The sequence below is a fragment of the Streptomyces sp. ME02-8801-2C genome (genome assembly GCF_033793965.1).
Lineage (GTDB): Bacteria > Actinomycetota > Actinomycetes > Streptomycetales > Streptomycetaceae > Streptomyces.
Map to the genome: position 1 here is coordinate 238,123 of NZ_JARAXP010000006.1, position 18,145 is coordinate 256,267.

The 18,145-nt window shown below is 72.0% G+C and carries 16 protein-coding genes and 1 tRNA gene; 12 read left to right on the plus strand and 5 right to left on the minus strand.

Features of this window, described 5'->3' with window-relative positions:
• The first annotated feature begins 97 nt into the window (after positions 1–97).
• The 5 genes from PV396_RS21250 to PV396_RS21270 all read left to right on the plus strand — a co-directional run bounded on the left by PV396_RS21250 (position 98) and on the right by PV396_RS21270 (position 6,267).
• Positions 98–991 carry an FAD binding domain-containing protein gene (locus PV396_RS21250; protein ID WP_319206758.1) on the plus strand — a complete coding sequence of 298 codons (894 nt, stop codon included), beginning with the start codon at positions 98–100 and terminating at the stop codon, positions 989–991.
• Positions 988–2,718 carry a 2Fe-2S iron-sulfur cluster-binding protein gene (locus PV396_RS21255; RefSeq protein WP_416071449.1) on the plus strand — a complete coding sequence of 577 codons (1,731 nt, stop codon included), beginning with the start codon at positions 988–990 and terminating at the stop codon, positions 2,716–2,718. The genes PV396_RS21250 and PV396_RS21255 overlap by 4 nt, the downstream gene beginning before the upstream one ends.
• A complete protein-coding gene (locus PV396_RS21260; protein ID WP_319206760.1) occupies positions 2,715–5,024 on the plus strand; it encodes a xanthine dehydrogenase family protein molybdopterin-binding subunit in 2,310 nt (769 codons plus the stop codon). The genes PV396_RS21255 and PV396_RS21260 overlap by 4 nt, the downstream gene beginning before the upstream one ends.
• Positions 5,021–5,164, plus strand: coding sequence for a hypothetical protein (locus PV396_RS21265; protein ID WP_319206762.1), 144 nt, complete (start codon positions 5,021–5,023; stop codon positions 5,162–5,164). The genes PV396_RS21260 and PV396_RS21265 overlap by 4 nt, the downstream gene beginning before the upstream one ends.
• A 146-nt stretch (positions 5,165–5,310) precedes the next feature.
• On the plus strand, positions 5,311–6,267 hold the full coding sequence (locus PV396_RS21270) for an SUKH-4 family immunity protein (protein WP_319206764.1): 957 nt from the start codon (positions 5,311–5,313) through the stop codon (positions 6,265–6,267).
• 61 nt (positions 6,268–6,328) lie between these two features.
• Here PV396_RS21270 and PV396_RS21275 read toward each other — a convergent pair.
• A tRNA-Cys gene (locus tag PV396_RS21275) sits at positions 6,329–6,403 on the minus strand.
• A 203-nt stretch (positions 6,404–6,606) separates the two neighbouring features.
• On the opposite strand from PV396_RS21275, the gene PV396_RS21280 reads away from it, so the two are divergent.
• The 6 genes from PV396_RS21280 to PV396_RS21305 all read left to right on the plus strand — a co-directional run bounded on the left by PV396_RS21280 (position 6,607) and on the right by PV396_RS21305 (position 12,580).
• A complete protein-coding gene (locus tag PV396_RS21280; protein ID WP_319206766.1) occupies positions 6,607–8,082 on the plus strand; it encodes an MFS transporter in 1,476 nt (491 codons plus the stop codon).
• Between the two features lie 32 nt (positions 8,083–8,114).
• On the plus strand, positions 8,115–8,312 hold the full coding sequence (locus tag PV396_RS21285) for a hypothetical protein (RefSeq protein WP_319206768.1): 198 nt from the start codon (positions 8,115–8,117) through the stop codon (positions 8,310–8,312).
• On the plus strand, positions 8,312–8,680 hold the full coding sequence (locus PV396_RS21290; RefSeq protein ID WP_319206770.1) for a type II toxin-antitoxin system death-on-curing family toxin: 369 nt from the start codon (positions 8,312–8,314) through the stop codon (positions 8,678–8,680). The genes PV396_RS21285 and PV396_RS21290 overlap by 1 nt, the downstream gene beginning before the upstream one ends.
• Positions 8,681–8,823: 143 nt before the next feature.
• Positions 8,824–10,635 (plus strand): DEAD/DEAH box helicase, encoded by a 1,812-nt coding sequence (locus PV396_RS21295; RefSeq protein WP_319206771.1) that lies wholly within the window; start codon positions 8,824–8,826, stop codon positions 10,633–10,635.
• A 328-nt stretch (positions 10,636–10,963) separates the two neighbouring features.
• Positions 10,964–11,605 carry an IclR family transcriptional regulator gene (locus PV396_RS21300; protein ID WP_319206773.1) on the plus strand — a complete coding sequence of 214 codons (642 nt, stop codon included), beginning with the start codon at positions 10,964–10,966 and terminating at the stop codon, positions 11,603–11,605.
• Positions 11,606–11,788: 183 nt separating this feature from the next.
• Positions 11,789–12,580: a S16 family serine protease gene (locus PV396_RS21305; RefSeq protein ID WP_319206776.1), complete on the plus strand. Its 792-nt coding sequence runs from the start codon at positions 11,789–11,791 to the stop codon at positions 12,578–12,580.
• Positions 12,581–12,617: 37 nt separating this feature from the next.
• Here PV396_RS21305 and PV396_RS21310 read toward each other — a convergent pair whose 3' ends face one another.
• The gene (locus PV396_RS21310) at positions 12,618–14,435 is read right to left on the minus strand and encodes an RICIN domain-containing protein (protein WP_319206777.1); all 1,818 of its coding nucleotides are present in this window, start codon (positions 14,433–14,435) and stop codon (positions 12,618–12,620) included.
• 202 nt (positions 14,436–14,637) lie between these two features.
• Between PV396_RS21310 and PV396_RS21315 the strand changes: the two genes are divergently transcribed.
• A complete protein-coding gene (locus PV396_RS21315) occupies positions 14,638–15,681 on the plus strand; it encodes a LacI family DNA-binding transcriptional regulator (RefSeq protein ID WP_319206779.1) in 1,044 nt (347 codons plus the stop codon).
• A 1,031-nt stretch (positions 15,682–16,712) separates the two neighbouring features.
• Here the strand turns inward: PV396_RS21315 and PV396_RS21320 are convergent.
• The 3 genes from PV396_RS21320 to PV396_RS21330 all read right to left on the minus strand — a co-directional run bounded on the left by PV396_RS21320 (position 16,713) and on the right by PV396_RS21330 (position 18,086).
• The gene (locus PV396_RS21320) at positions 16,713–16,901 is read right to left on the minus strand and encodes a hypothetical protein (RefSeq protein WP_319206781.1); all 189 of its coding nucleotides are present in this window, start codon (positions 16,899–16,901) and stop codon (positions 16,713–16,715) included.
• Between the two features lie 13 nt (positions 16,902–16,914).
• A complete protein-coding gene (locus tag PV396_RS21325; protein WP_319206783.1) occupies positions 16,915–17,514 on the minus strand; it encodes a metalloregulator ArsR/SmtB family transcription factor in 600 nt (199 codons plus the stop codon).
• 92 nt (positions 17,515–17,606) lie between these two features.
• Entirely contained in the window at positions 17,607–18,086 is a 480-nt protein-coding gene (locus tag PV396_RS21330; RefSeq protein WP_319206785.1) for an Lrp/AsnC family transcriptional regulator, read from the minus strand.
• Positions 18,087–18,145: the final 59 nt, after the last annotated feature.

Genomic DNA, 18,145 nt, shown 5'->3' on the forward strand with positions numbered 1-18,145 from the left:
GCGAGAATGTGCCAGAGTTGCCACGTCCGCCCTGTCAGCACGTACCGTACGGCAACACAGGTGGGACCAGGTGGGGCAGCGGGAAGGGGCAGCCGGTTTGACCACGCACGCACCGCAGGCGGCGCAGGCCGTGACGCTGCCCGCCTCGCTGGACGAGGCCGTCGCGGCACTCGCCGCCATGCCGACCGCCGTTCCCGTGGCGGGCGGCACCGACCTCATGGCCACCGTCAACTCGGGGCAGCTCAGGCCCGCAGCGCTCGTCGGCCTCGGCCGGATCAGCGAGATCCGGGGCTGGCAGTACCAGGACGGCCACGCCCTGCTCGGCGCCGGCCTCACCCACGCGCGGATGGGCCGCCCCGACTTCGCCGCCCTGATCCCGGCCCTGGCCGCCTCCGCGCGTGCCGCGGGCCCACCGCAGATCCGCAACGCGGGCACCCTGGGCGGCAACATCGCCACGGCCGCCCCCACGGGGGACGCGCTGCCCGTGCTGGCCGCCCTGGAGGCGACGCTCATCATCGCGGGCCCCGGCGGCGCCCGCCGTGAGATCCCCGTGTCGCACCTGCTGGCCGGGGTGGAGATGCTGCGCGCCGGTGAACTCATCGGCTTCGTGCGCGTGCCCCTGCTGCACGCCCCCCAGGTCTTCCTGAAGGCGACCGGACGGACCGGCCCCGGGCGCGCCCTCGCGTCCGTCGCGCTCGTCCTCGACCCCGCCCGGCGTGGAGTCAGGTGCGCCGTCGGTGCCATAGCGCCGATGCCGCTGCGTCCGCTGGACGCCGAGCAGTGGGTCGCCCGGCTCATCGACTGGGACAACAACCGCACGATCGTCCCGGAGGCACTGGGTGCCTTCGGCGAGTACGTCGCCGCGGCCTGCATTCCCGACCCGGCCCCGGCCGAGGACGGCTCCGTACCACCGCTTCCGCCCGCTGTGATGCATCTGCGGCGCACTGTCGCCGCGCTGGCCCGGCGAGCACTGGGGAGGGCACTGTCGTGACCGACGACCAGTACGGCGACGACCAGTACGAGGACCCGCGCGCAGGCCGGCAGCCGGAGCGGCGCGAAGACGGCGTGCCCCCTGGCGCGGGCCGCTGGGACCCGCTGCCCCAGGGCGACTACGACGACGGGGCCACCGCGTTCGTGAAGCTCCCCGAAGGCGGCATCGACGCGCTGCTGACCTCCGTGGACAGCCCGCTGGCCGCTCCCGGCCACGGATACGTGCCCCCGCGCATAGAGGCGGCGCCGGGCGCGGGACCCGAGGACGGTTCCACCGGCGCGCCGGGTGCGCCGGGCGCGTGGGGGGCTCCGCCCGCGCCCCCCGGGGGCGCCCAGTGGCCGGACCCGAACGCCGTGCCCCAGGAGGCCGCGCGGCACGACGGGTTCAGCTACGACCAGAGCTCCACGGGACAGTGGGCCTTCGAGCAGGGCGCCGGTGGGCCCGAGGCAGCCGCTGCCGGCGTCCCGGGCCGCGAGGTGACCGGGGAGTGGCGGATCCCCGTCGCCATTGGTGACCTTCCGGACGAATCGGGCGAGTTCAGTACCTCGGCACTGGTCGAGCAGTGGGGCGGCACACCGCCCGCCACGCTCCCCGGCGGCGCGCCCGCGCCCTGGGCGACGGAGGGGGCGGGCCAGTCCTGGGCGCCCGCGGCCGAGCCGGAGCAGGGGCAGGAGTCGCGGCCGGAGTCGGAGACCTCCGATCGGACGACGGGCGCGGGAACGACGTACGCGCCCGAAACCGCGCACGAAACAGGCGGCGTTGGTCGCGCGACCGATGAGACCGGTCACCCGGCGGACGCCTCCGGTCGCACCGCCGCCGAGGCCGGTCACCCGGTCGCCGACGAGGACCAAGGCCCCGCCGCTGTCGTCCACGACCCCGCCGAAGCCCCTGACGGCCCCGCAGAGGCCGCCGTGGAGCCCGACCCGCCCGCCAGGCCGGGTACCTCGCCGGAGGCCGCCGAGGAGCCCGTGGCGGGCGAGTCGGACGCGGACTCCGAGGCATCGGGTGCCACCACGACCGCCGAGCAGCCCGCCGCCGAGCCCGAAGCGGCCGAGGACGCCCCCGGACCGCCCGGCGAGGAACACCCCCTCGCCTCCTACGTGCTGCGCGTCAACGGCTCCGACCGGCCCGTCACCGACGCCTGGATCGGCGAGTCGCTGCTCTACGTACTGCGCGAGCGCCTCGGCCTCGCCGGTGCCAAGGACGGCTGCTCCCAGGGCGAGTGCGGGGCCTGCAACGTCCAGGTCGACGGACGGCTCGTCGCCTCCTGCCTGGTGCCCGCGGTCACCGCCGCAGGCAGCGAGGTACGCACCGTCGAGGGCCTCGCCGCCGACGGACGGCCCTCGGACGTCCAGCGGGCGCTCGCCAAGTGCGGTGCCGTGCAGTGCGGTTTCTGCATCCCCGGGATGGCGATGACCGTGCACGACCTCCTGGAGGGCAACCCCGCCCCGACCGAACTGGAGACGCGCCAGGCCCTGTGCGGCAACCTGTGCCGCTGCTCCGGCTACCGGGGCGTCCTGGAGGCGGTCCGCGAGGTCGTCGCCGGACGCGAGGCGCACGCCGCCGAGGACGGGGAGGACGGCGAGGCCCGCATCCCGCACCAGGCCGGACCGGGCGGCGGCGGCGTCAACCCGTCCGCGTTCGACGCCCCGGGCTTCGAGCCCGCCCGGAACCACGACTCGCACGCGTATGACCAGACTCACGGCCAGGACGGAGGCCAGACGTGAGCAACGAAGCCGCCACCGCGACCACGGCCGCGGAGGCCGCCCCCGACGCGGAGGCACTCCCGCACGGCCTCGGCGTGTCGCTGCCGGCCGCCGACGCGCGCGCGAAGACGGAGGGCACGTTCCCGTACGCGGCCGACCTGTGGGCCGAGGGCCTGCTGTGGGCCGCCGTACTGCGCTCACCGCACCCGCACGCGCGCATCATCTCCATCGACACCGCCCACGCGCGCGAGATGCCCGGCGTACGGGCCGTCGTGACGCACGAGGACGTGCCGGGCGTGGAGCTGCACGGCCGTGGCCGGGCCGACCGCCCGATGTTCGCCTCCGAGGTCGTACGCCACCACGGGGAGCCCATCGCCGCGGTCGCCGCCGACCACCCGGACACCGCACGCATGGCGGCGGCGGCGATCTTCGTCGAGTACGAAGTACTCGACCCGGTGACCGACCCCGAGCAGGCCTTCGAGGCCGAACCGCTGCACCCCGACGGCAACCTGATCCGGCACATCCCGCTGCGCCACGGCGACCCGGAGGCGGCCGGCGAGATCGTCGTGGAGGGCCTCTACCGGATCGGCCGCCAGGACCCGGCGCCCATCGGCGCCGAGGCGGGCCTCGCCGTACCGCGCCCCGACGGCGGCGTGGAGCTCTACCTCGCCTCCACCGACCCGCACGCCGACCGCGCCGCCGCCGCCGCCTGCTACGGCCTGGAGCCGGAACGGGTGAAAGTGGTCGTCACCGGGGTCCCCGGCGCCACCGCCGACCGCGAGGACCAGGGCTTCCAGCTCCCGCTGGGCCTGTTGGCCCTCAAGACCGGCTGCCCGGTGAAACTGACGGCGACCCGCGAAGAGTCCTTCCTGGGCCACGTCCACAGACACCCCACGCTCCTGCGCTACCGCCACCACGCGGACGCCGACGGCAAGCTGGTGAAGGTCGAGGCGCAGATCCTGCTCGACGCGGGCGCGTACGCGGACACCTCCGCCGAGGCCCTCGCGGCGGCCGTGTCCTTCGCCTGCGGCCCCTACGTCGTCCCCAACGCCTTCATCGAGGGCTGGGCGGTGCGCACCAACAACCCCCCCTCCGGCCATGTGCGCGGCGAGGGCGCGATGCAGGTCTGCGCGGCCTACGAGGCCCAGATGGACAAGCTCGCGAAGAGACTCGGCGTCGACCCGGCCGAGCTGCGCCTGCGCAACGTGATGGCCACCGGCGACGTACTGCCCACCGGCCAGTCCGTCACCTGTCCGGCCCCCGTCGCCGAACTCCTCCAGGCGGTACGGGACTTCCCGCTCCCCGCGCTCCCCAAGGACACTCCCGAGGACGAGTGGCTGCTGCCGGGCGGCCCCGAGGGCGCCGGCGAACCGGGCGCGGTCCGCCGGGGCGTCGGCTACGGCCTCGGCATGGTTCACATGCTCGGCGCCGAGGGCGCGGACGAGGTCTCGACGGCCACCGTCAAGGTCCACGACGGCATCGCCACGGTCCTGTGCGCGGCGGTGGAGACAGGCCAGGGCTTCACCACCCTGGCCCGCCAGATCGTCCAGGAGACCCTGGGCATCGACGAGGTCCACGTGGCCCCCGTCGACACCGACCAGCCCCCGGCCGGCCCGGGCGCCAGGGGCCGCCACACCTGGGTGTCGGGCGGCGCGGTGGAACGGGCCGCGAAGATGGTGCGCACCCAGCTCCTCCAGCCCCTGGCGCACAAGTTCGGCATGTCCACGGAGCTGCTCCAGATCATCGACGGCAAGATCACCTCGTACGACGGTGTCCTGTCGACCACGGTGACCGAGGCGATGGACGGCAAGGAACTGTGGGCCACCGCCCAGTGCCGCCCCCACCCCACGGAACCCCTCGACGAGGCGGGCCAGGGCGACGCCTTCGTGGGCCTTGCGTTCTGCGCGATCCGCGCGGTGGTGGACGTCGACATCGAACTGGGGTCGGTACGCGTGGTGGAGCTGGCGCTCGCCCAGGACGTCGGCCGGGTCCTCAACCCGGCCCAGCTCGCGGCCCGGATCGAGGCGGGCGTCACCCAGGGCGTGGGCATCGCGCTGACGGAGAACCTGCGCTCCGCGCGCGGGCTGATCCGCCACCCCGACCTCACGGGCTACGCCCTCCCGACCGCCCTCGACGCCCCGGACATCCGGATCGTCAAGCTGGTCGAGGAACGGGACGTGGTCGCCCCCTTCGGCGCGAAGGCGGCGAGCGCGGTGCCGGTGGTGACGTCCCCGGCGGCCATCGCCTCGGCGGTACGCGCGGCGACGGGCCGCCCGGTGAACCGCCTCCCGATCCGCCCGCAGGCGGCGGTGGTGACGACACCATGACGACTCCGGCTCCCGGTCCCGCTCCGGAGGAGCAGCCGCGGTACGAGTCCGGGCCGACGCCCGGCAAGGTGCTGGCGTGGGTGCTGCTGTTCATGGTGGCGGCGGTCGTGGTCGTCGTGGGTGGCGTGTACTTCGGCTGAGAGTCGTCGGATGGGGCTCCGCCGCAGGTCAGGGCCCGTTGTCAGTGGTGGCGCGTAGTGTTCTGGGCAGTGGGAGGGCCTGCCGGGCAGCGGACGTTTTCGCGTCCCGCCCGGGGGACTGCGAACAACCATGCGCGGGGGAAACCATGAGCACGACGATCACGCTGACCAGGGGCGAACTGCCGACGCGCGTGGGACTGCCGTCCGCCAGGGGTGAGTTGAGGTTCGGCGCACTGCGTACCCGGGCAGGGCGGACAGGGGCGGTGCGCGCCGGGGCTGTCCGGACCGGGGCCGTGCGGACCGGGGCCGTGCGGACGGTGGTGAACCAGCCGACCCCGCAGACCCCGCCGAACCCGACGGGTGAGACAGCTACGAGGCACTTCTCGCCCGCCGGCTCCGTCCGTGCGGACCGGCGCCAGTCGGCCTCCCCGCTGGAGACGCTGGTGCGGTTCGCGGCGGCGACGGAGGAGTTGGCGGTCGCGCGAGCCCAACTGGCTCTGTCCGCAGGCGGGTTCACCGCCCTTACGGCGGCGGAGACGTCCAGGCAGCTGCTGACGGTGTTCGCACAGGGCACCAGCGGTGATGTCCTGCCGTACTGGAAGATGGCCGCCCTGATCCGCCCGCTGGCCAGGTTCGCCGTGCCCGGGGCGGAGTCGGGCCTCGCCCTCGACCTGCCCGGCCGGCTTCTGGAGCAGGAGTTCGGCCACGCCAAGGTGGCCCGCTTCGAGGACGTCGACTTCCCGGCATCGCTCACCCACGAGCCGACGCGCCGCTTCCTGGCCGGCACGGGACTCCCGGAGGACGGTCTCCACTTCCACCTGGACAGCGACATACCGCTGCCGACCCTCGCCGAGTACTGCGCGGACGAGGACACGGCGACCGAACTCCCCGAAGGCGCGGCCGACTTGATCCGCCTGGGCCGCCTGGCCGGGGGCAACAGCATGGTCCTGGACGGCAGAACGGGCACGATCCTCACCTGGAACGAGCCCGAGGCCACCCTGCACCGGCTGAACACGGACCTCTCGACGCTCGCCTTCACCCTGTGGCTGCTGCGCCGGGCACGGACGATCGACTTCGACGGCGAGGCGGGCAGGGTGCTCTGACGCCGCGACGGCAACGCCGGCACGGCCGCCCGCACAAGGCGGTCGGCCGTGCCGAGCGGCATGGAGGCCGTGGCGGGAATCGAACCCGCGTAATTCGCTTTGCAGGCGAATCCCTGAACCACTCGGGCACACGGCCGGGTTGGGAGCGGAGGGTGTCCGTTCCGAACTTCGTGACTCGACCGTAGGGGCGGGGAACGTGGGGGAACAAGGGAACCGGGCGGGCTGCAACGGGACTGCCACACGCCGTTCATGAAACAGGGGGCGTACGACCAAGGTCCCGGGTGGGCCCCCTACCTCCGACAGGGGTCAAGGTTGGGGTTGGCCCTTACGCTGGCTTTCATGACCTCCCTGGAACCGGGCGACACAGGCGTCGCCGTCGAAACGGACACCCCGCCGACTGCCGTATCCGGTGAGGGGGTGCTCGGGCGTTCCTATCGGGCGCTCAGCGTCGGGATCGTCTCCGTCGTGCTGCTGATCGCCTTCGAGGCGACGGCTGTGGGGACGGCCATGCCCGTGGCGGCGCGGGAGCTGGACGGGGTGTCGCTGTACGCGTTCGCGTTCTCCGGGTACTTCACGACCAGCCTCTTCGGGATGGTGCTCTCCGGCCGGTGGTCGGACCGCAGGGGGCCGCTGGGGGCGCTGACCACCGGGATCGCCGCCTTCGCCGCCGGGTTGCTGTTGTCCGGGACCGCCGGGGTCATGTGGCTGTTCATCGCCGGGCGTGCTGTACAGGGGCTGGGCGGCGGGCTGGTGATCGTCGCCCTGTACGTCGTGGTCGGGCGGGCCTATCCCGAACGGTTGCGGGCCTCCATCATGGCCGCGTTCGCCGCGAGTTGGGTGGTGCCCTCCGTGGTCGGGCCCCTCGCCGCCGGCGCGGTCACCGAACAGCTGGGCTGGCGTTGGGTGTTCGTCGGGATACCGGTGCTGGTCGTCTTCCCGCTCGCCCTCGCGCTGCCCCAGATACGTCGGCTGGCCGGCGGGACCGTGACGAAAGGGGGGCGGGGAGGACAAGGGGGACAAGGGGGTGCGGAGGAGGGGCGGCGTCGTATCCGGCTCGCGCTGGGGATCTCTTTCGGTGCCGGGCTGCTCCAGTACGCCGCCCAGGATCTGCGGTGGTTCTCCGTCGTTCCCGGGCTCCTCGGCCTCTCGCTGCTCGTGCCCGCCGCGCTCGGACTGCTTCCCCGGGGGACCTACCGGGCCGCGCGCGGGTTGCCGTCCGTCGTGTTGCTGCGCGGTGTGGCCGCGGGGTCGTTCATCGCGGCCGAGTCCTTCGTACCGCTGATGCTCGTCACGCAGCGGGGGCTGTCGCCGACGATGGCCGGGTTCTCGCTCGCGGCGGGCGGGGTGACCTGGGCGCTGGGGTCGTCCGTCCAGGCGCGGGCGCGGATGGAGCCGTACCGGGAGCGGACGATGACGTTCGGGATGGTGGTGGTCGCGCTCTCCATCGCCGCGGCGCCCGCCGTGCTGATCGACGCGGTGCCGGTGTGGACGCTGGCGGTGGTGTGGGCGTTCGGGTGCTTCGGGATGGGGCTGGTGATCTCGAGCACCAGTGTGCTGCTGCTGCAGCTCTCCGCCCCCGAGGAGGCCGGCACCAACTCCGCGGCCCTGCAGATCTCCGACGGCCTCTCCAACGTGCTGCTGCTGGCCGGCGGGGGTGCGGCGTTCGCCGCGCTGGGCGGGGGGACGCTGAGCCACACGGCGACCGAGGCCTCCGCTTCACATCCGGCCGCCTTCGCCGTCGTGTTCCTGCCGATGGCGGGGGTGGCGTTGGTGGGGGCTTGGGTGACTACGCGGTTGCGAGTGGAATCGCGGTGACACCAGGCGGTACCGCGTAGTACCGTTGGTGCATGGCTGGACTGAACCTGCGGTTTTCGGACGATGAGCTCGACTCCCTGCGTGAACGTGCGGCAGCGGAGGGGCGCAGCATGCAGGCCTTCGCGCACGACGCTGTGATCGAGGCCATAAACGAGCATTCGAGACTGTTCAACGAGGCTGCTGATCACGTACTGAAGGCCAGCGTCGAGCTGAACCGGAGGCTCGCCTGATGCACTACCTGACCCTCCCCGAGTTGCTGAACCTCGCGAAGCGGCTCGGGGCGGACGACGTGCGCGACTTCGGGCTCCTGGACTCGGCTCTCGCGCGGCCGCAGTCGAGCGTGTTCGGGCAGGACGCCTATCCCGACGTCTGGCAGAAGGCTGCAGCGCTGATGGAGTCCCTCGCTCGCAACCACGCACTCATCGACGGGAACAAACGCATCGCCTGGTACGCGACCTGGGTTTTCCTGCACATGAACGGCCATCCACTGGATGCGGAGTTCGATGTGGACGAGGCCGAGGCGTTTGTCCTGGACGTATGCCAAGGTGCCCTGGACGTGCCGAAGATCGCCACGCAGTTGCCGCGCTTCGCGCGCTGACTCTTCCGGATGCTGTGAGCTGAGTCCCATCCCTGGGTGACCCCGCGTCGTACGCGCGTTGGCAGTCCCGGGCCGCCGGTAGGGTGGCCCGGTTGTCATACGTAGCCCGAGCCCTCGGCTCCCGTTCGACCACCCCGGAGACCGTGACTACCACCGCCGCCAGCGCTTCCCCCGGCACCGCCGCGAATCATCACCTCTCGCCCGCCTTCCCCGGCCGTGCCCCCTGGGGCACCGCCAGCAAGCTGCGCGCCTGGCAGCAGGGGGCGATGGAGAGGTATCTCAAGGAGCAGCCGCGTGACTTCCTCGCCGTCGCCACCCCCGGCGCCGGCAAGACGACGTTCGCGCTGACGCTCGCCTCCTGGCTGCTGCACCACCATGTCGTGCAGCAGGTGACCGTGGTCGCGCCCACCGAGCACCTGAAGAAGCAGTGGGCCGAGGCGGCGGCGCGGATAGGGATCAAACTCGATCCCGAGTACAGCGCCGGACCGCTCAGCAAGGAGTACCAGGGCGTCGCCGTGACGTACGCGGGCGTCGGTGTGCGGCCCATGCTGCACCGCAACCGCTGCGAACAGCGCAAGACCCTCGTCATCCTCGACGAGATCCACCACGCCGGTGACTCCAAGTCCTGGGGCGAGGCCTGTCTCGAGGCGTTCGAGCCCGCCACCCGGCGGCTCGCGCTCACCGGGACACCGTTCCGCTCCGACACCAACCCCATCCCCTTCGTCACGTACGAGGAGGGGAACGACGGGATCCGGCGCTCCTCCGCCGACTACACCTACGGCTATGGCAACGCGCTCGCCGACCACGTCGTGCGGCCCGTCATCTTCCTCTCCTACAGCGGACAGATGCGGTGGCGGACCAAGGCCGGTGATGAGATCGCGGCCCGGCTCGGCGAGCCGATGACCAAGGACGCCGTGTCGCAGGCCTGGCGTACCGCCCTCGACCCGCGCGGCGAGTGGATGCCCAGCGTGCTGCGCGCCGCCGACAAGCGGCTGACCGAGGTGCGCAAGGGCATCCCGGACGCAGGGGCGCTCGTCATCGCCTCCGACCAGGAGTCCGCCCGCGCCTACGCCAAGCTGATCCGCGACATCACCGGGACCCGGGCGACCCTCGTCCTCTCCGACGACACCGGCGCCTCCGCCCGCATCGACGAGTTCAGCCAGAGCAACGACCGGTGGATGGTCGCCGTACGCATGGTGTCCGAGGGCGTCGACGTGCCCCGGCTGGCGGTCGGGGTGTACGCCACGACCATCTCCACGCCCCTCTTCTTCGCGCAGGCCGTCGGACGCTTCGTGCGTTCCCGGCGGCGCGGCGAGACGGCCTCGGTGTTCCTGCCGACCGTCCCCGACCTCCTCACCTTCGCCAACGAGATGGAGGTCGAGCGCGACCACGCCCTCGACAAGCCCAAGAAGGCCGGCGAGGAGGACCCGTACGCCGAATCCGAGAAGGAGATGGAGGAGGCGAACCGGGAGGAGGACGAGGACACCGGCGAGCAGGAGCAGTTCTCCTTCGAGGCGCTGGAGTCCGACGCCGTCTTCGACCGGGTGCTGTACGACGGCGCCGAGTTCGGTATGCAGGCGCACCCGGGGAGCGAGGAGGAGCAGGACTACCTCGGCATCCCGGGGCTGCTCGAACCCGACCAGGTGCAGATGCTGTTGCAGAAGCGGCAGGCCCGGCAGATCGCGCACAGCCGCAAGAAGCCCGACGACGAGGCCGACCTCCTCGAACTGCCCGCCGAGCGGCGGCCCGTGGTCTCCCACAAGGAGATGCTGGAACTGCGCAAGCAGCTCAACACCATGGTCGGCGCGTACGTCCACCAGAGCGGCAAGCCGCACGGGGTGATCCACACCGAACTGCGCCGCGTGTGCGGCGGGCCGCCGAGCGCCGAGGCGACGGCGGGACAGTTGCGACAGCGCATCGCCAAAGTGCAGGAATGGGCGACCCGGATGCGGTGATCGCCGCACCGCCCTCCGGAGCGTCCGGTGAGGGGGCGTACGCGGTCGCTCACACGCCGTGCATTTCGGGAGGAAGCGCAGTAGTCCGTACCGCGGAGTGACCGGATTCTGGACGGAGCCTTCCGCTGAGCGAACCCCCTTCGCTACTGTCCCCGCAACGCACACGCCCCGTGGCAGCGACGCCGCGGAGCGCAGTCGTGAAGCGACCGTGTCCGGGACAGCCCCGGCCGCCGCCGATCGGCCGCCTCTGACGCGCGTCGCCAACGGGACCGGCGACGCATCCGCCGCCAGGGAGTTGCCGACCTCACCACGTGAAGGAGTGGGCGTCGTGACCGCGGAGACCTCCCAGACGCTCGACCGGGGACTGCGCGTCCTCAAGCTGCTCGCCGACACCGACCACGGTCTGACCGTGACCGAGCTGTCGACCCGGCTCGGCGTGAACCGGACCGTCGTGTACCGCCTGCTGGCCACCCTGGAACAGCACGCGCTCGTACGCCGCGACCTGGGCGGCCGGGCCCGCGTCGGGCTGGGGGTACTGCGACTCGGGCGGCAGGTGCATCCCCTCGTACGGGAGGCGGCGCTGCCCGCGCTCAGATCGCTGGCCGAGGACATAGGCGCGACCGCCCACCTGACCCTGGTCGACGGGACGGAGGCGCTCGCCGTGGCCGTCGTCGAGCCGACCTGGACCGACTACCACGTGGCCTACCGGGCCGGTTTCCGCCACCCCTTGGAGCGCGGCGCGGCCGGCAAGGCCATCCTCTCGGCCCGGCAGCAGCCCCCCACCGACCCCGGATACACCCTCACCCACGGCGAGCTGGAGGCCGGCGCGAGCGGGGCGGCCGCGCCGCTCATCGGGGTGACGGGAGTCGAGGGGAGCGTCGGGGTGGTGATGCTCGCCGACGCGGTGCCGGAGCGGGTGGGGCCGCGTGTCATGGACGCGGCCCGCGAGGTGTCCGAGGCGCTGCGCTGAGCGGTGGCCCGCCGGGCGGGCCTTGGGGACTGAGGCGGGCTGCTGCTCGGTGGCCGGGTGCGGCTTGGGGCCGTACGAGGGGTTGTGCTGAGCGGTGGGCCTCGCGGACCCCCGGGCCCCTTGAAGGTCAGGGCCAGGGCGGCCGACCCCGGCCGGAAAATGGCCCCGCGTTAGATTGACCTCGTGCTCTCTCGCCTCACGCGCCCCCGGGCCGTCGCCGTCTGTGCTCTGCCCGTCGTGGCCCTTCTCGCCACGGCGGCCCTCGCGCCGCTGCCGTTCTCCGTGGCGCAGCCCGGTATGACGGCGAACGTGCTCGGCGCCAACGCGGGCGACCCGGTCATCACCATCACCGGCGCGACCACCCGCAAGACCACCGGCGAGCTCCGGATGACGACGATCGAGGCCACTGGCCCCGACGCCCACGTGAGCCTCGGGGACGTACTCGACGGCTGGTTCCGCAGCGACCAGGCCGTGATGCCGCGCGACTCGGTCTACCCGAGCGGGAACAGCACCAAGGAGATCGAGGAGCACAACGCGGCCGAGATGAAGGAGTCGCAGGACGCGGCGGCCGAGGCCGCCCTGAAATACCTGGACGAGGACTCCGGCAAGATCAAGGTCAGCCTCGAGCTCGCCGACGTCGGCGGGCCCAGTGCCGGGCTCCTCTTCTCCCTCGGCGTCGTCGACAAGCTCGACGGCGACGGCAAGGGCGGCGACCTGACCGGGGGCCGCACCATCGCCGGTACGGGGACGATCGACGCGGACGGAACGGTCGGGGCGGTGGGTGGGGTGGGGCTGAAGACGCAGGCCGCGCGTCGTGACGGGGCGACCGTCTTCCTGGTGCCCAAGGCGGAGTGCTCGGACGCGAAGTCGGAGCTGCCGAAAGGGCTGCGGTTGATTCCGGTCACGTCGCTCAAGGGCGCGGTGGGGTCGTTGGTGGCGTTGGAGACGGGGCGGGGGGCGGTGCCGAGCTGTTAGCTCAGCACCGCCCCCCGCCCCTGACCCCCGCCTCACCTCACCTGACCAACTCCCAGTCCTGTGAACCATCCGTAGCCGCGTTCTGCAAGGTCAGCGGTGCCCCCGCGGACGCGCCGGTCAGGTACAGGGCCGTGTTCTTGGCCGACTGCAGCTTGTAGAAGCCGTCGTCCGTCTTGACCAGGTTCCAGCTGCCCGTGGCGCTGTTGTCGACCCACTGCCCGATGCGCTGGCCGACCGTCGCGTTCCCGGTCCAGATGGCCGCCGCGCGACCGCCGGACTTGTTCAGCAGGGTCGTACCGCCGCCAGGCTCGGTCACCACATGCCAGTACTGGGTGTCCGGGTTCGCCGCCGATCCAGGCGTCTCCAGCGCGACGTCGGGCACGTCCGCGTTGCCGAGGTTCGCGTCGTTGGTGTGGTTCCCGGTGCCGATCACCTGGTCGGTCTTCCGGTTCACCAACTGGTAGTAGGCGCCGGCCGACTTGCCCAGGTCGACTTCCGCGAACGCGAGTGTCGAGGTGCCCTGGTTGTTGAGGATCGAGACGCGGCCGGTGCCCTCCACATACTGCAGGCTGCGGCTGTAGGCACCCGGCGAGGTCGTCTGGTACTCCTTCCAGCGGCCGTCGCTGCGCCCGCTCTCGTTGACCCAGACGCTGCCGCTGTTACTGGCGTTGTAGACCAGCCGCCCACCGGGAAGCTGGATGATGACCGGACTGCCACCCGTGGCCGGCGCCCGCGAACCGGTGTCGACCGGCAGCGAGGTGACCGGGTTGCCCGAGGAGCCGAGGAAGAACTTCAGCGGGTCGTTGGCGAGCACGTACCGCGTGTTGACTCCGCCGCCCCAGTACTCGTACGGGAGAAGCCACTTGCCGTCCGTCGTCCGGACGACGTTGGCCATGCCGGGCCGGCCGCCGCCGATCTCCGTCTTGCCGCCACCCATGTCGTCGGTCAGTCCCGCGACGTCGACGACGGGGGCGCTCCACTGCGTCGTCGACCGGCCGTTCCAGGTCTTGTGGGCGAGGATCTGGCCGTGCGAGTCCGTGGCGGTGGCGTTCGCGGGGTCCAGGGTGGGGACGCCGGTGGTCGCGTTGTAGCCGGTGTAGTCGTTCTCGTCGGAGTAGTAGCAGACGAGCTGGCCCTTGTGGACCATCAGGTACGGCTCCCAGACGGGGTCGACCTGCTTGTTGGTGTTCGCGGCGGCGATGTTCTGGCCGACCGCGCCCGCGCTGCCGCCCTGCCAGCCACCCGTCGCGACGACGTTCTCGACCTTCCATGTCGCGCCGTCGTCGGTGCTCGAGAACAGGGCGATCGCCACGTCGCTGCGGTCGCCGTCGTTGGACGGCGTCCAGTTCGGGTCGGCCGCCTTGTGCTCCTTGTAGTAGGCGTCGTCGCCCGACACGACACTCGCCAGGAGCAGCGTGCCCGCCTTGAGGTTGCCGACGTCCTGCGGGAGCGCGTACAGGTAGGGGTTCGTCCAGTTGCTCTTGTACTTGGCGTACTGGGGATCACTGGAGAGGTACGCGGGTGCCTTGACCTCGGAGAGCGGCTGCCACGACGTTCCGTTGTCGTCGCTCTTGTAGACGGGGAGGGTCTCCCGGTCGGCGCTGCCCGTCGCCGTCACGACGGTGGCCTTCTCGAACGCCGCGACCAGCCGCCCGCTCGGCAGCTGTGCCGACTTCGGGTAGATCGCGCAGTTGCCCCGGCCCTTGAGACACGGCTCGTTGCCGAGCTGGTAGAGGATCCCGCCGGTCGGGTTGTAGGCCTGCGCACTGGCCATGGGTATGGCCAGCAGGGCGCCGGCCGCGACGAGACTTCCCAGCGCCTTCGCCGGCTTTCCTCTACTCTGCGTTCTCCGCATTACCGCTCCGATCACTGTGCCCCGACCCCACGCATGACTGCGTAGTCAGGCCGGATTCTGTGGCCCGGATCGAGTCGCCGTCAATACTTGTGTCACAGCTGTTTCCTGGGGATTACGGCTTGGATTGACGATTCCGAGTGTTGACCCGCACACTGATCACGGCGGTTTTCTGACAGCGCAGTCTGAGAAAGAGGGAGCTTCGGTGGCTGGCACCCAGAGTCGTGACGGCGTCTCACGGCCACCGGCGACGAGCACCGATGTCGCGCGGCTCGCCGGTGTCTCCCAGAAGACCGTGTCGCGGGTCATGAACAACGAGCCGTACGTCCGTGAGGAGCTCCGGGAGCGGGTGCTGCGGGCGGCCCAGCAGCTCGGGTACCGCCCCAACGGCGCGGCGCGCAGCCTCACCTCGGGCCGGAGCCGCAGGCTGGGCGTGATCTCGCTCGGCGCCCGCCTCTACGGGCCCACGACCATGCTCGTCGCGATAGAGCGCTCGGCGCGGCGGCTCGGCTACTCGGTGAGCGTCGCCCACACCACCGAGGACGACGAGCACAGCACGGCCGAGGCCATCGACAGCCTGCTCGAACAGGGTGTCGACGGCATCGTGCTGTCGGAGGCGATCGACGAGGGAAGCCCCGTCAAGGTCTGGCTGGACGTGCCCATCCTCACCATCGGGCGCTTTCCCGGTCTGGTCGCGGCGCGGCGGATCCGCTCGGCGGAGAAGTCGGACCGAAGCGGGTATGTGGCGACCCGGCACCTCATCGACCTCGGGCACACCGAGATCAGGCATGTGTCGGGGCCGGGTCAGTGGTGGGCGTCCCGTGACCGTGCGGACGGCTGGCGCTCGGCGCTGAACGAGGCGGGCCTGCCGGTGGCCGAGCCCGTCGAGGGGGACTGGTCCTGCGCGAGCGGTTACGAGGCGGGCCTGCGACTGGCGGACGACGAGGCGATGACCGCGGTCTTCGTGGCGAACGACGACATGGCGATCGGCCTGGTCAGGGCGCTGCACGAGCGGGGCCGCCGGGTTCCGGACGATGTGAGCGTCGTCGGCATGGACGACATCCCGGCCGCCCGCTTCCAGCAGCCCGCGCTGACGACGGTGGCGCAGGACTTCGACTCGGTGGCCACGGAGGGCATCGACCTGCTGGTCGACGAGATCACGAACCCCGGCTCGACGGAACGAGTCCTGCACGAGGTGGACCCGCCGTTGGTGGTACGGGAGTCGAGCGCGCGACCGCGGTCCAGCTGAGCGGGAGCCTGCCTGGCAGGGCTGAGGCGGGTTTCGGGTTCGGGTCGGGGACGGGCGCCGGACTGCGGGTGGGTGTTCAGGGCTTGGTGCGTCCGGCCACAGTCGGAGGAGGGCGCAGCCAGGGACGCTGAGCACTCCGGGCGAGCGGCATCGAGCGGGGGAGGGCGTCGCTCCCCGCAGCCGGGCTCCTCTGCGCAGCGGCGATGCCGCCGCACCCTCACACCTGCGGCACGATCCGCCGGGCCGGCTTCAGGCGATCCGGTGCCTCGGCGGTGCGGAGGTCGGGAGCGGGTCGACCCTTAGGGGGTCCGGCTGGCGGGGGTGTGCCGGTCTTGGGGGTGCTGTGGTGAGAGCGTGGGTGGGTGAGCGCTGTAGGGCGGGTGGGTGTCGCTGCGGTCCTGTGCTGTGGCCCGGCACGCTGGACCTGGAGCCGTGGGCCGGTTTCAGGTGATGCGGTGCCTCGGCGGTGCGGAGGTCGGGTGCGGGTCGACCCTTAGGGGGTCCGGCCGGCGGGGGTGTGCCGGTCTAGCGGGGTGCGCTGGGTGGTGAGAGCGTGGGTGGGTGACCGCTGTAGAGGGGGCGGGTGTCGCTGCGGTCCTGTGCTGTGGCCCGGCACGCTGGACCTGGAGCCGTGGGCCGGTTTCAGGTGATGCGGGGCCTTGGCGGTGCGGAGGTCGGGTGCGGGTCGACCCTTACGGGGGTTCGACCGGCGCGGGTGTGCCGGTCTTGCGGGGGTGCTGGGTGGCGAGAGCGTGGGCGGGTCCCCGCCGTAGGGCGGGTGGGTGTCGCTGCGGTCCTGTGCTGTGGCCCGGCACGCTGGACCTGGAGCCGTGGGCCGGTTTCAGGTGATGCGGGGCCTCGGCGGTGCGGAGGTCGGGTGCGGGTCGACCCTTAGGGGGTCCGGCCGGCGGGGGTGTGCCGGTCTTGCGGGGGTGCTGGGTGGCGAGAGCGTGGGCGGGTGCCCGGCGCAGAGTGGGCGGTGTCGCCGCGGCCCCGCGTCGCGGCCCGGCACCCGAGACCGGGGCCCGGTCTCAGGCGATTCGGGGGCTCGGCGGTGCCGATGCCAGGCGCAGGCCGAGTTCTACGAGGGTCCAGCCGACTCGGGTGCGCAGGTCCTGTGAGGGGTGCTTGGCCGCGAGGGCGAGGCGGTGGGCGTCGGCCTCGGCGCGGAGGTCGGCGGCGTGGAGGTGGTGGGCGGCGAGGTAGGACTCGGGGTTCATCGGCGTCGGCCTCTCAGCTCGTGTGGGACGGGAAGACATGGGTGTGGACGCGTACCGTCTCGGCCTCCGGGGTGCCTTCGGCCGGGGCGTGGGCGCGGTAGCTGTCGACGAGTTCGTGCATCCGGTGGATCAGCTCGAGGGCGGTCTCGGGTGTCAGCCGTAGCGTCATGTCACTCAGGTCCGAGGACCGCTTCCAGGCGTCGGACCAGTCGTTCGGGTTGCCCAGCCAGGTCGAGATCTCCCGGGTGTGGGTGTTCGCGACCTCGTGGATGAACAGGTCGGCGGCGCCCCGGACAGCCGGGTCGGGGTCCTTGAGCAGGGCGTCGTCGAACTCCACGCCCTCGTGGGCGGCCCGCCACCAGCGCTCCCGCCCCTTGCCGTGCTCGGGCGCGTCCTCGACGAAGCCGTGCGCGGCGAGCTGGCGCAGGTGATAGCTGGTCGCGCCGCTCGACTCGCCCAGTTTCGCGGCCAGTTGGGAGGCGGTGGCGGGCCCGCCGCGACGCAGCGCCGTCAGCAGCTGCATCCGCAGAGGGTGCGCGAGACCGCGCAGTGAACGGGCGTTGAGGACGTGGGGGGTCAGTTTCTCGGGGATCTCAGGCTGCTGCTCCGGCATGTGTCCAAAGATAGCGTTGCAAAGGAATGGTTGCAAGGATTTCTTTGCAAGCAGTTCTTTGGAAGGGCTGTTCGCGGGCCCCCTTCATCGACTCAGTCGCCGTCGTGCTCCGACGCCGCCTGTTCCACCAGCGGGATGATCCGCAGTGGAACCGGGTTCTCCATGACGATCGCCGTCGCCGCCCGGACGATGCCGTCGATACCCACCACCCGGTCGATCACCCGCTGGAGATCCGCGTTCGAACGGGCCACCAGCCGGCACAGCATGTCCCCGTTGCCGGTGGTCGTGAGCAGTTCCAGCACCTCCGGGACCGATGCCAGGTGGGCCCGTACGTCCCGCCCCTGCCCCTGGCGGATCTGGAGCGTCGCGAAGGCGGTGACCGGGTAGCCGAGGGCCGCCGGGTCCACCTGCGGCCCGAACCCCCGGATGACGCCGTTCGACTGGAGCCGGTCGAGACGCGCCTGCGCCGTCCCCCGAGCCACCCCCAGCCGCCGGGACATCTCCAGTACGCCGATCCGCGGTTCCCGCGCGAGCAGCACGATGATCCGTCCGTCCAACTCGTCGATCGCCACAACAGCCCCACTCGCTCCTGGTCATCCCTGGTCATCCTGTACAGAAAGCGCGGCCACAC